9 protein-coding genes are annotated in these 13,146 nt (G+C 39.7%); all 9 read left to right on the top strand.

Features of this window, described 5'->3' with window-relative positions:
- The first annotated feature begins 33 nt into the window (after positions 1-33).
- The 9 genes from hprK (at position 34) to LKF16_RS04585 (ending at position 13,121) form a co-directional block, all read left to right on the top strand.
- Positions 34-993 carry an HPr(Ser) kinase/phosphatase gene (hprK, locus tag LKF16_RS04625; protein ID WP_291469089.1) on the top strand — a complete coding sequence of 320 codons (960 nt, stop codon included), beginning with the start codon at positions 34-36 and terminating at the stop codon, positions 991-993.
- The gene (gene lgt / locus LKF16_RS04620) at positions 993-1,829 is read left to right on the top strand and encodes a prolipoprotein diacylglyceryl transferase (protein ID WP_291469087.1); all 837 of its coding nucleotides are present in this window, start codon (positions 993-995) and stop codon (positions 1,827-1,829) included. Before hprK ends, lgt begins: the two co-directional genes overlap by 1 nt.
- A gap of 38 nt (positions 1,830-1,867) precedes the next feature.
- On the top strand, positions 1,868-2,806 hold the full coding sequence (gene trxB, locus LKF16_RS04615) for a thioredoxin-disulfide reductase (protein WP_291469085.1): 939 nt from the start codon (positions 1,868-1,870) through the stop codon (positions 2,804-2,806).
- A gap of 226 nt (positions 2,807-3,032) precedes the next feature.
- Positions 3,033-4,751 carry a phospho-sugar mutase gene (locus LKF16_RS04610; protein ID WP_291469083.1) on the top strand — a complete coding sequence of 573 codons (1,719 nt, stop codon included), beginning with the start codon at positions 3,033-3,035 and terminating at the stop codon, positions 4,749-4,751.
- A gap of 128 nt (positions 4,752-4,879) precedes the next feature.
- Positions 4,880-6,172: an alkaline phosphatase family protein gene (locus LKF16_RS04605; RefSeq protein WP_291469081.1), complete on the top strand. Its 1,293-nt coding sequence runs from the start codon at positions 4,880-4,882 to the stop codon at positions 6,170-6,172.
- An 11-nt stretch (positions 6,173-6,183) separates the two neighbouring features.
- A complete protein-coding gene (locus tag LKF16_RS04600; protein ID WP_291469079.1) occupies positions 6,184-7,434 on the top strand; it encodes an MFS transporter in 1,251 nt (416 codons plus the stop codon).
- Between the two features lie 108 nt (positions 7,435-7,542).
- On the top strand, positions 7,543-9,555 hold the full coding sequence (gene uvrB / locus LKF16_RS04595) for an excinuclease ABC subunit UvrB (RefSeq protein ID WP_291469077.1): 2,013 nt from the start codon (positions 7,543-7,545) through the stop codon (positions 9,553-9,555).
- A 2-nt stretch (positions 9,556-9,557) separates the two neighbouring features.
- Positions 9,558-12,413 carry an excinuclease ABC subunit UvrA gene (gene uvrA / locus LKF16_RS04590; RefSeq protein WP_291469074.1) on the top strand — a complete coding sequence of 952 codons (2,856 nt, stop codon included), beginning with the start codon at positions 9,558-9,560 and terminating at the stop codon, positions 12,411-12,413.
- A 111-nt stretch (positions 12,414-12,524) separates the two neighbouring features.
- Complete coding sequence (locus LKF16_RS04585; protein ID WP_291469072.1) at positions 12,525-13,121, top strand: hypothetical protein; 597 nt, start codon at positions 12,525-12,527, stop codon at positions 13,119-13,121.
- Positions 13,122-13,146 lie beyond the last annotated feature (25 nt).

Below are 13,146 nucleotides of genomic sequence, written 5' to 3'. Positions count from 1 at the left end.
GAATTAATAAAAAGGCTATGAAGAGGTTAAAGTATGGCAAACTACGTTACTGTTTCTGAATTAGTTAAAGAAAATAATTTAAAAGTCTACGGTGGACAAGAATTATTGGATAAAAAGCGTATCACAACGAGTGATATTTCTCGTCCCGGGATCGAATTGACAGGATATTTTGACTATTATCCTAGTGAACGTATCCAATTATTTGGTCAAACGGAATCGGCATATTCGCATTCAATGACTGTAAATAATCGGTACAAAGTCATGTGCGAGATTTGTCGCGATGATACTCCGGTATTGTTGATCTCAAGAAACATTTCTCCTAGTAAAGAATTGTTAAAGGCTGCTGATGAAAATGGGGTTCCAGTAATTGGATCAGAACTTCCAACTACTAGATTATCAAGTTTGATCACTGAATTTCTGGATGAGAAGTTAGCACCTAGAGAGTCAGTTCACGGCGTTTTAGTTGATGTCTACGGAATTGGTATTTTACTAACAGGTCATTCTGGTATTGGTAAAAGTGAAACTGCCCTTGAATTAGTTAAAAGAGGTCACCGATTGATTGCTGATGATCGAGTAGATGTTTATCAACAAGATGAAAAAACAATCGTTGGTGAAGCACCTAAAATTTTGAATCACTTACTAGAGATTCGTGGTATTGGAATCATCGATGTGATGAACTTGTTTGGTGCTGGAGCCGTTAGAACTGCCAGCGATGTTCAATTGATTATCAATCTGGAAGACTGGCAAGCAGATAAGAGTTACGACCGTTTAGGCTCAATGGAAGAAACACGGACTTTCTTTGACGTCGGTGTTCCACAAATGACTATTCCAGTCAAAGTTGGTCGTAATATTTCAATTATCATTGAAGTTGCTGCCATGAACTTCAGAGCTAAGAAGATGGGATACGATGCTACTAAGAAGTTTGAAGAAAATCTTGGTTCTTTGATCCAAGAAAATGGTCAAAAAAATGCTGAGAATGAGGACAATAAGTAATGACGTTATTAGCTTTAAATCCGATTGCATTTAATCTTGGCGGACTTGAGATCCACTGGTATGGGATCATCATTGCACTTGGTGCTTTAGTTGGTGTGATCATGGCCATGCGTGAAGCCACTCGTCGTGGGATAAATTCTGATAACATTTTGGATCTCGTCTTGATTGGCGTTCCCGTCGGATTGATTTGTGCTCGGATCTATTATGTTATCTTTGAACTGCCGTTTTATATCGCTAATCCTGGTGAAATAATTAAGATCTGGCACGGTGGAATCGCCATTTATGGTGGTTTGATCGGTGGATTTATTGTCTTACTAGTCTTATGTTTACGCAGAAAAATTTCTGTTTGGCTAATGTTAGATATTGCTGCACCGTCAGTTTTATTAGGACAGATTGTTGGTCGTTGGGGTAACTTCATGAACCAAGAAGCTTTTGGTGCAAAGACGTCGCTCGACTTTTTGCAATCGTTGCACTTGCCTCACTTTGTGATCGAGCAAATGTTCATCAATGGAGCATATCGTCAGCCAACATTTTTATACGAATCATTTTTCAATTTGATTGGTTTGATCTTGATCCTTGTTTTGAGACATCGTAAGCATTTTTACAAAGTTGGCGAAGTATTCTTAAGTTACCTAGTATGGTATCCAATCGTGAGATTTTTCGTTGAGGGGATGCGAACAGATAGCTTGTACATTCTTCCCGGAGTGAGAGTTTCACAGATGTTGTCGTTGATACTATTGATTTTTGCTATCGGTGCATGGATCTATCGACGCAAAAAAATGGACCTACCATGGTATACGGATTTGACAAGACAAAATAATGGCAAAAATAAATAATAATGGTAAGCTGTTAAAAGTATTAGGAGGTAGACGCAATGAAAGAATTTGACGTAGTAGTTATTGGAGCAGGCCCTGGTGGTCTTACAGCTGCACTCTATGCATCACGTGCAAACTTATCCGTTATGATTTTGGACCGTGGTATTTACGGTGGCCAAATGAACAATACGGCTGAAATTGAAAACTATCCTGGATTTGATTCTATTTTAGGACCAGATTTAAGTGAAAAGATGTATCATTCATCAACTAGATTCGGTGCAGAATTTGGATATGGTACCGTTGAGTCCGTTGAGGATAAGGGCGAAACTAAGATCGTTCACACTGATGATGGAGACTACGAGGCTAAAGTTGTGATCATCGCTACTGGCTCACAATATAAGAAAATCGGTGTTCCTGGCGAAGAAGAATTATCAGGACGCGGAGTTTCTTACTGTGCTGTCTGCGATGGCGCCTTCTTTAAGGGTCAAGACGTTGCTGTTATCGGTGGTGGCGATTCAGCCGTTGAAGAAGGAGTTTACCTAACTCAAATGGCTAATTCAGTTACGATCATTCATCGTCGTGACCAATTGCGTGCTCAAAAGGTCTTACAAGACCGTGCCTTCAAGAATGATAAGATCAAGTTCGTCTGGAATGCTGACGTTAAAGAGATCGTCGGTAAAGACGACAAAGTAGCTGGCGTTCGTTACGTTGATAAGAAGACTGGCGAAGAACATGTTGTTCCTGCCAAGGGTGCATTTATCTACGTTGGTATCCAACCAATGACAGAACCATTCAAGAGTCTTGGCATCTTGGATGCTGATGGCTGGATCGATACTGATACTCATATGAGAACTAATGTCGATGGCATCTTTGCTATCGGTGACGTTCGTAAGAAAGACTTGCGTCAGGTTGCTACTGCCGTTGGTGAAGGTGGAATTGCCGGACAACAAGCATTCAACTACATTCAAACTTTATCTGACAAAGTTACAACAAAATAATCGAGTTAATACATAAGCTTCCAGGAATTGGGAGCTTATTTTTTTATCCAAATTTAAGTTTGGGTAGGTAAACTAAGCTTAAATTCAACAGTAATTGTGCTGTTTTACTAAAATAATAGTAAAAAGATATACAATTTTACTAATAATTTACGTAAAAACCTATTAAAATTGATAATTATTGCTATAATAAAATGTAAGGACTTACATATTAGGAGGACTGTTAGGAATGTCTTGGCAAGAAAATATGAAAAAATGGCTCGATTATTCAGAATTAGAGCCAGAACTTAAATCACAATTAAATGAACTAAAAGATAATGATGAACAAGCTGAAGAAGCATTTTATGCACCAATGGAATTTGGTACAGCCGGTATGCGTGGAGTCTTAGGACCTGGTATCAATCGTATGAACATTTACACGGTTAGACAAGCTGCCGAAGGTTTAGCTTTGTTCATGGATACTTTGGATGATGAAACTAAGGGACGTGGAGTAGCCATTAGTTTTGATTCACGTTACCATTCTCAAGATTTTGCAATTGAGTCAGCTAAGGTTTTAGGCGCACATGGAATCAAGAGTTACGTGTTTGACAGTTTAAGACCAACTCCCGAACTCTCATTTGCAGTTAGAACTTTGCACACATACGCAGGTATCATGATCACAGCTAGTCATAATCCTAAACAATACAATGGTTTTAAGATCTATGGACCAGACGGTGGCCAAATGCCTCCAGTCGAATCAGACAAGATCACTGAATACGTTCGTAAAGCTGATGACTTATTTGCCATCAAAGTTAAGACAGTTTATCAACTTCGTGAAGAAAAATTAATGTCGCTGATCGGTGAAGACGTTGATCAATTGTACTTGAAACAACTTGATACGGTTGTTGTTAACCACGACTTGATCAAAGATGTTGGTCGAAAGATGAAGTTCGTATACTCGCCGCTTCATGGAACGGGTAAAATGATTGCTCCACGAATTTTTCAAGATCTCGGTTTTGAAAACTTCAATATGGTCAAAGAACAGGCAATTTTGGATCCTGAGTTTGCCACAACTCCATTCCCTAATCCAGAATTTGCCCAAACCTTTGACTTGGCAATTGCTTTAGGTAAGAAAATTGAAGCCAACATATTGATTGCTACTGATCCCGATGCCGACCGCTTAGGTGCTGCTGTTAGACAACCTGATGGTTCATACAAGTTAATGACAGGTAACCAAATTGCTTCAGTTCTCCTAAATTATTTGTTGCAAGCTAAGAAGGAAACTAACACGCTACCAGAAAATGGTGCAGTGGTTAAGTCAATTGTTTCAACTGAATTAGCAACCGCAATTGCTAACAAGTACAACGTTAAAATGTATGATGTTTTGACTGGATTCAAATACATCGCTGAAAAGATCCAAAACTTCCAAGATACCAATAGCCATGAATTTCTATTCGGATTTGAAGAAAGCTACGGATACTTAGTTAAACCATTCGTTCGTGATAAGGATGCTATGCAATCAACTATCTTATTAGCTGAAGCTGCTGCGTATTACGAATCTAAAGGTAAAACAATTTACGATGCGCTTGAGGATCTTTATCAAGAATTCGGTTATTATCGTGAAAAGACGATTTCAAAGACTTTCGATGGTGTTTCTGGAAAAGAACGTATGGCTGCCATGATGAAAGAATTCCGTGAAGAAGGTATCAGCGAAATCAACGGCGTTAAAGTTGTTGAATCACTTGATTATTTGAGCAAGACTGACACCAAAGACGGAAAAGTAACTGACACAGGACTTCCAAAGGCTGACGCTTTGAAGTTTATCTTGGAAGATGGCACATGGGTCGCAGTTCGTCCTTCAGGTACCGAACCTAAGATGAAGTTCTACATTGGCATTACTAGCGATACTGATGACAATGCTGCCAAGAAATTGGAAGGATTCGCTAAAGAAGTTAATACTTGGGAATAATTTTTAAATATTATAGATGTGAGTAAAATTCACATCTATTTTTTTTGTTTTTTTAAGAATAGTACATGGGGGATATCATTGCGATATAATATTTTGTATCGAAGTTTGGTAAAAAAGGGGATTTTATTTTGGCATCAAATCAACATTTGCTCGTCATGTCATTGGACTCATTAGGTTTTCGCGATATTAGAGAACATCAAGCGGAACTTCCAAATTTAAATGAATTAGTTAATGGGGGGACTTGGGTCAAGTCTGTGACTGGGATTTATCCAACGCTGACTTATCCATCGCATACATCGATCATCACTGGGCAGTATCCTAATAAGCACGGGATCGTCAACAATACCAAGATTCAACCAGAAAGACGTTCACCGGATTGGTATTGGTATCAAAAAGATGTTAAGTCGCCGACTGTTTATGATTTAGCACGTCATGCAGGTTTGAAGACCGCAGCTTTTTTGTGGCCAGTAACTGCCGGAAGTAAGATCAACTACAATTTAGCTGAGATTTTTCCTAATCGCATCTGGACTAATCAAGTTTTAGTTTCGCTTAAAGCCAGTTCGCCAGTATTTTTGCTCGAAATGAATCATAAATACGGCAAGCTTCGCAATGGCATCAAGCAACCACAACTTGATGACTTTATTACAGCTTGTGCAGTCGATACAATCGAGAATAAGAAACCTAATTTGACTTTGATCCACTTAGTTGACATGGATAGCATGCGCCATCGTTACGGTGTCCGTTCAGATGAAGCGATGAAAGCTTTGCATCGCCTTGATAAACATGTTGGCCAACTGATCCAAGCCACCAAGAATGCCGGAACCTTCGATGATACAAATTTCGTGATCCTAGGCGATCATTATCAGATCAATGTTACTAAAATGATCCATTTGAATACCTTGTTCTCCAAAAAAGGCTGGTTAAAAGCCAAAGATGACCAGACTTTTGATAAAAATTGGCAAGCAATGGCGAAAACTTGTGACGGTTCGACATATATTTACACACAAAATTTTGAACAACTAGCTGAGTTGAAAAAGTTAGTCGAAAACGTTGAAGGCGTTGAAAAAGTTTATAGCCAAGCCGAAGCTGTTAAGCGCGGTGCCGATCCTTTGTGCAGTTTAATGATCGAAGCCAAAGCTGGTTATTATTTTACTGATGAAAGCGACCGTCCAACTGTTGTTGAACGAGTTGATCCAAATTCATTGGGCGAAACCGACCGTTATCACGGAGTTCATGGATATGATCCTGATAAGCCAGATTATCAAACCACGTTAGTATTTAATGGTCCGGCAATTAAAAAAGGATCAACAGTTGAGAAGGCTAATTTAGTAGATGAAGCACCAACATTCGCTAAATTACTAGGTTTGAAATTTACTAATGAAATAGCAGGTCAAACCATTGAGGATGTCTTTAAAAATTAAGGGGTGTCAATTTGAAGATCAACAAAAAGCAATGGAGTTGGATCCTGTATGACTGGGCCAATTCAGGTTACGGTATCATCGTTACGACCGCAGTTTTACCTGTGTATTTTAAATCGATCGCACAGGCTGACCATGTTTCTGCAGCCAGTTCAACGGCATTTTGGGGATATGCTAACAGTTTTGGAACTTTATTAGTTTCAATCTTGGCTCCATTTTTAGGAGCGTTAGCAGATTATCCAAACTTTAAAAAACGTTTATTAAATATTTTTTGTTGGCTAGGTATCGTTTCAACGGTTGGCTTAGCCTTGCTTCCAGCCACTCAGTGGCGCTGGATACTGGCAATTTATGTCATATCGGCAATCGGATACTCGGCTAGTAATTTGTTCTACGATAGCTTTTTGACTGATGTGGCCGATAATAGTCAAATGAACAAAATTTCAACGCATGGATATGCTTATGGATATCTAGGTGGAGTGGTCGCATTCAGTTTGTTCCTGGTATTGTATTTAACTAATGGCTTTGGAGCCATGGACAGCGCCGCAGTTTCACGTTGGAGTTTTATTATTGCAGCAGTCTGGTGGATAATTTTTTACTTACCTCTGCAAAAAAATGTCCATCAAAAGTATTCAGTTGCTCCAACTTCAGCACCACTTGCTGGAAGTTTCAAACGAGTTTTTCAAACGATCAGACACATCAAACAATATAAGCAAGTAGCTTGGTTTTTAGTAGCTTATTTCTTCTATATTGATGGTGTCGATACGATCTTTACTATGGCGACTGCTATCGGGATGGATATCGGTGTTAAAACCAGTGTCTTGATGATCGTCATGTTAGTCGTACAGCTAGTTGCCTTCCCATTTTCAATTTTATTCGGTTGGATCGCGGATAGATTTTCAACTCGTGAAGGTATTCTATTAGGAATATTTGTTTATCTAGTAATTTGTCTTTATGCATTGAACTTGCATACTACGGCAGACTTCTGGATCTTGGCCATTTTAGTTGGTACTGTTCAAGGTGGTTTACAAGCTTTGAGTAGATCCTTCTTTGGTAAGATCATTCCGAAAGATTCTGGTAGCGAATTTTTCGGATTCTACAATATCCTGGGCAAATTCTCGGCTGTCATGGGACCATTCTTAGTTGGTATCGTGACGCAATTAACTGGTAAATCAACTATTGGTGCGGCATCGTTGAGTGTCCTATTCTTAGTTGGATTAATAATTTTTGCCATGTTGCCAAAACTTTCAAATAGTCCAAAAAAATAGCGAAAGTATGTTCGATATGTTAATATATATTCGATATAAATTTCTAACGCAAATTACATCTAATTCAGTTTGAGTTAGATGTATTTTTTGGCTTTGGGAGGTTTCAAAGTGATAGATAGAGTGGATGACAATAAGTTTGACTTAGTTTCAAAGTACGCTCCTGCCGGGGATCAACAACAGGCTATCGACAAACTCACTAAGGGTTTTGAAGACGGCGATAAAGAAATGGTCCTAGAAGGTGCCACTGGTACTGGTAAGACGTTTACGATGGCTAATGTTATTAAGAATTTAAACAAACCAACGCTCATCATTTCCCACAACAAGACTCTTGCGGGTCAACTTTACGGTGAGATGAAAGAATTTTTCCCACACAATGCTGTGGAATACTTCGTAAGTTATTATGATTACTACCAACCAGAAGCATATGTTCCATCAAGCGATACTTACATCGAAAAGGATTCAAGTATCAATGATGAGATCGATAAATTACGTCATTCAGCGACAAGTTCATTGCTTGAGCGAAATGACGTTATTGTCGTGGCTTCAGTTTCTTGTATCTTTGGTTTAGGTGATCCAAGAGAATATGCTGACAGTATTATTTCCTTGAGAACTGGTCAACAGATCTCGCGTAATAAATTACTCGAAGAATTAGTCGAGAATCAATTTGAGCGTAATGATATCGATTTTCAACGTGGACGCTTTCGTGTCCGTGGGGATGTCGTCGACATTTTCCCTGCATCAAGAGATGATAATGCTATTCGTGTCGAATTTTTTGGCGACGAAATAGACCGTATTATTGAAATGAATGCTTTAACTGGTGAGATCATTGGTTCAATGGATCATATCGGTATTTTCCCTGCGACTCACTTTATGATCAGTGATGCCAGTATGGAACAAGCTTTAACTAGAATTCAAAATGAACTCGACGTTCAAGTTAAGAAGTTCGAGGGCGAAGGTAAATTATTAGAAGCTCAACGGATTAAGCAAAGAACTGAATACGATATCGAAATGATGCGTGAAATGGGTTATACATCTGGTATCGAAAATTATTCTCGTCACATGGAAGGACGTGCCGAAGGTGAACCACCTTTCACGTTACTAGATTTCTTCCCTGATGATTTTAATATTATGATCGATGAGTCACACGTTACGATGCCTCAAATTCGTGGTATGTACAATGGTGACCGTGCCAGAAAGCAGATGCTAGTAAACTACGGTTTCAGATTGCCAAGTGCTTTGGACAACCGTCCGTTAAAACTTGATGAGTTTGAACAACACGTTAAACGTATTCTGTATGTTTCAGCTACGCCTGGACCTTATGAACTAGATAGAACTAGTCATGTGGTCCCACAAATTATTCGTCCAACTGGTCTGCTAGATCCGGTAATTGAAGTCCGGCCGATCATGGGACAAATCGATGATTTGGTCGCGGAGATAAACGACCGAGTCGAGAAGCACGAAAGAGTCTTTGTCACGACTTTGACTAAGAAGATGGCCGAGGATCTGACGGATTACTTCAAAGATCTGGGGATCAAAGTCCGATACTTGCACAGTGATATCAAGACGATCGAACGGTCGCAAATCATTCGTGATCTGCGTCTAGGTAAATTTGATGTTTTGATTGGTATCAACTTGCTACGTGAAGGTATTGATGTTCCCGAAGTATCCTTGATTGCAATTTTGGATGCTGACAAGGAAGGATTTTTACGTGCCGAACGTTCGCTAGTTCAGATCATTGGTCGTGCATCTAGAAATGAACATGGTAAAGTTATCATGTATGCAGATTCAATTACTGAATCAATGCGCAATGCTATCGACAAGACTAAGCACAGACGTGAGATCCAAATGAAATTTAACGAAGAGCATGGAATTACTCCTAAGACTATTGTTAAGCCGATTCGTGACGCAATTTCCATGTTCCATAAGGTCGATAACTCTGAGTCAGAAAAAGAGGCTATCACTGAGGATAATCTCGACTTTGATAATATGACCAAGAAACAAAAGAACGAATTGATCAGTAATTTAACTGAACAAATGGAATCAGCAGCCAAGAAATTAGATTTCGAGGGTGCTGCCAACTTGCGTGATACAATTCTTGAATTAAAGGCGGAAATGAATTAAGTATGCTGAATGATAAAATAGTAATTCATGGAGCTCGTGCTCATAACTTAAAAAATATTAACGTGACTATTCCACGTGATAAACTGGTTGTCATGACTGGTCTATCTGGCTCTGGGAAAAGTTCGCTAGCTTTTGACACTTTATACGCAGAAGGACAAAGACGATATGTCGAAAGCTTGTCTTCATATGCCAGACAATTTTTGGGACAAATGGATAAACCAGATGTCGATTCAATAGATGGCTTAAGTCCAGCAATTTCGATCGACCAAAAGACTACTTCAAAGAACCCACGTTCAACTGTCGGTACAGTTACCGAGATCAATGATTATTTACGTCTGCTTTGGGCACGTGTTGGAACACCGATTTGTCCAAATGACGGTACAGTCATTACGAGCCAATCAGCCCAACAAATGGTTGATTCAATTTTGAAATTAGATGAAGGGACAAAACTTCAAGTTTTGTCTCCAGTTATTCGCGCCAAAAAAGGCCAACACAAAAAGGCCTTGGCCCAAATTCAAAAGCAAGGCTACGTTCGTGTTCGTATTGATGGCGAGATCCACGACATCAGTGAAGATATCGAACTAGAGAAGAACAAGAAGCATGATATTGATGTAATCGTTGACCGTATCGTGATCAATGACCATATTAAGTCACGTTTGACTGATTCAGTCGAAGCAGCCTTGCGTCTATCTGATGGTTACATGAACGCTGACGTTATCGGCGGCGAAATGATGGTCTTTTCTGAGAAGAACTCATGTCCACTTTGTGGATTTACGGTGGGTGAATTGGAACCTAGACTATTCTCATTTAACGCGCCATTTGGAGCTTGTGAGGCCTGTGATGGTTTAGGGATGAAACTAGAGGTCGATCAAGACTTGGTCATTCCTGACCCAAGTAAGACTTTAAAAGAGGGTGCCATTCAACCTTGGAACCCAATTAGTTCTCAATACTATCCTGAGATGTTAGCTCAAGCTGCCAAAGAGTTTAAGATCGATATGGATACGCCATTTGAGAAGTTATCTAAGAAAGACCAAGATATCATTTTGCATGGTTCAAATGGCAAAACATTCCATTTCCACTATGAGAATGATTTTGGAAGCGTTCGTGATGTCGATGTGCCATTTGAAGGGGTTATTCCTAACATCAACCGTCGTTATCACGAAACGAACAGCGATTTTACACGTGAAGTTATGCGTAAGTACATGACTGAATTGACTTGTCCAGTTTGTCATGGCAAGCGTTTAAATCGTCAAGCATTAGCTGTCAAAATTGAAGGCAAGGATATCGCTGAAGCTTCAGATCTTTCAATCAAAGACTCACTCCCATTTTTCAAATCGGTTAAACTGGGAGAACAAAATACTGTGATTGCTAAACCAATCTTGAAGGAAGTCCGTGATCGTTTGGCCTTCTTGATCAACGTTGGTTTGGATTATTTAACGCTGTCACGTTCAGCCGGAACTCTTTCCGGTGGTGAAGCACAACGGATTCGTTTAGCAACGCAGATCGGTTCGAATTTATCAGGTGTCATGTACATTTTGGATGAACCATCAATTGGATTGCATCAACGTGATAACGATCGGTTGATCAGCTCACTCAAGAAGATGCGTGATCTAGGCAACACTTTGATTGTTGTCGAGCACGATGAGGACACGATGCGTGCAGCCGACTACCTGATCGATGTCGGACCTGGAGCGGGAGAAAACGGTGGTCAGATTGTGGCTGCCGGGACACCAGAAGAAGTCGAAAAGAATCCTAAGTCCCTGACAGGACAATATCTTTCCGGCAAAAAGTTTGTACCAGTACCACTAGAACGTCGTGATGGAAACGGCAGCTTTATCGAAGTGACTGGTGCAGCTGAGAATAACTTGAAGAATTTGGATGTGAAATTCCCACTAGGCAAATTTATTGCCGTCACAGGAGTCTCAGGTTCCGGTAAGTCAACGTTAGTTAATATGATCCTTAAACGTGCTTTGGCACAGAAGATGAATCATAATTCTCAAAAACCAGGCAAGTATAAGACCATCAAAGGTTACGAAAAATTAGACAAGATGATCGCCATTGATCAGAGTCCAATTGGACGTACGCCAAGAAGTAACCCAGCAACTTATACCGGTGTTTTTGATGATATTCGTGACTTATTCGCTCAAACGAATGAAGCTAAACTTCGTGGTTACAAGAAGGGCAGATTCTCATTCAATATTAAGGGCGGACGTTGTGAAAATTGTCGTGGAGACGGAATTATTAAGATCGAAATGAACTTTTTACCAGACGTTTACGTACCTTGCGAAGTTTGTCATGGTACTCGTTACAATTCTGAAACTTTGGAAGTAACTTACAAGGGGAAGAATATTTCGCAAGTTTTAGATATGAAAGTCGCTGAAGCATTAGATTTCTTCAGCAATATTCCACGTATCAAACGTAAGTTACAGACAATCGTTGATGTTGGATTAGGATACGTTTCATTAGGCCAATCTGCCACTCAATTATCTGGTGGTGAAGCTCAAAGAATGAAGCTAGCTTCAGAATTGTATAAGAAGTCTAGTGGTAACAACTTCTATATTCTTGATGAACCAACGACAGGTCTTCATACTGACGATATCAAGCGCTTGTTGGATGTTTTACAACGTTTGGTCGATGAAGGTAATACGGTTTTAGTAATTGAACACAATTTGGATGTCATCAAGTCAGCTGACTGGGATATTGATCTTGGTCCTGAAGGTGGCGAAGGCGGCGGCAAGATCGTCGCTACCGGAACTCCGGAACACATTGCTAATGTTAAAAAGAGCTACACAGGTCAGTATTTAGGACCAATCTTAAAACGTGATACCAAGCGGACAAAAGACGCTTTGGGTAAATAACAAAAAGTGTGAGAAATTAAATTCTCACACTTTTTTTGTTTATCGATCAATTTATCGTCTGATTGGACATTTTTATGAATAGTGGAAAAATAGGCAGTGGGGGGAAGTATAATGAATAAATTTACAAAGAGTATGATCTTAGGTTTATTGTTCACAGTTGGAAGTGGCACAATTCTTTCTAACAACGTTTTAGCTGCTTCTGATAACAATGATGACCAATCGACGACGGTCGTCTCAACACAAGTCAGTCCCATTAAGACGATCACTCCGACTGAAAACAAAGCAGTTCAAGTTACTGTTCCGACTGCCAAGTTGTACAGCAAAGCTGGAAAATTATCTAATCGGGGATTAGGCAATGGAACTAGTTGGCGTGTGGGTTCGGAATTATTCAGAAATGACGATTCTACTTATTTCCAAGTTTCGACTGATGAGTACATGCCTGCTTCAGATGGTTATCTTTATGATACTTACAAGGGAATCGCCAAAGTCTCAACGTCAACGCCTGCACCACTGTATGACCATAACTTCAATAAAATCTCCGGACGCAATGTTGCTTCTGGATCAAGTTGGCAAACTGATCGTTCGATTGCGGTTTATTCTCCAGGAGCAGTATCGCCAATGCATTATTATCGTGTTGCGACTGATGAATGGATCAGTTCCGAGACTGTCGATAGTCTGACATATTTAAATTCCATGACACCATATTAATAATAAGAAAAAATCACTGTTCAGC

Source organism: Companilactobacillus sp., from assembly GCF_022484265.1.
Lineage (GTDB): Bacteria > Bacillota > Bacilli > Lactobacillales > Lactobacillaceae > Companilactobacillus.
Note: the sequence above shows the minus strand (reverse complement) of the source record. Positions and strands in the feature narration are given on the sequence as shown.

Bases quoted from the DNA above. Each gene is read 5' to 3' on its own strand.
- hprK (WP_291469089.1), top strand. From the start codon at position 34: ATGGCAAACTACGTTACTGTTTCTGAATTAGTTAAAGAAAATAATTTA.
- lgt (WP_291469087.1), top strand. From the start codon at position 993: ATGACGTTATTAGCTTTAAATCCGATTGCATTTAATCTTGGCGGACTT.
- LKF16_RS04610 (WP_291469083.1), top strand. From the start codon at position 3,033: ATGTCTTGGCAAGAAAATATGAAAAAATGGCTCGATTATTCAGAATTA.
- uvrA (WP_291469074.1), top strand. From the start codon at position 9,558: ATGCTGAATGATAAAATAGTAATTCATGGAGCTCGTGCTCATAACTTA.
- LKF16_RS04585 (WP_291469072.1), top strand. From the start codon at position 12,525: ATGAATAAATTTACAAAGAGTATGATCTTAGGTTTATTGTTCACAGTT.
- trxB (WP_291469085.1), top strand. From the start codon at position 1,868: ATGAAAGAATTTGACGTAGTAGTTATTGGAGCAGGCCCTGGTGGTCTT.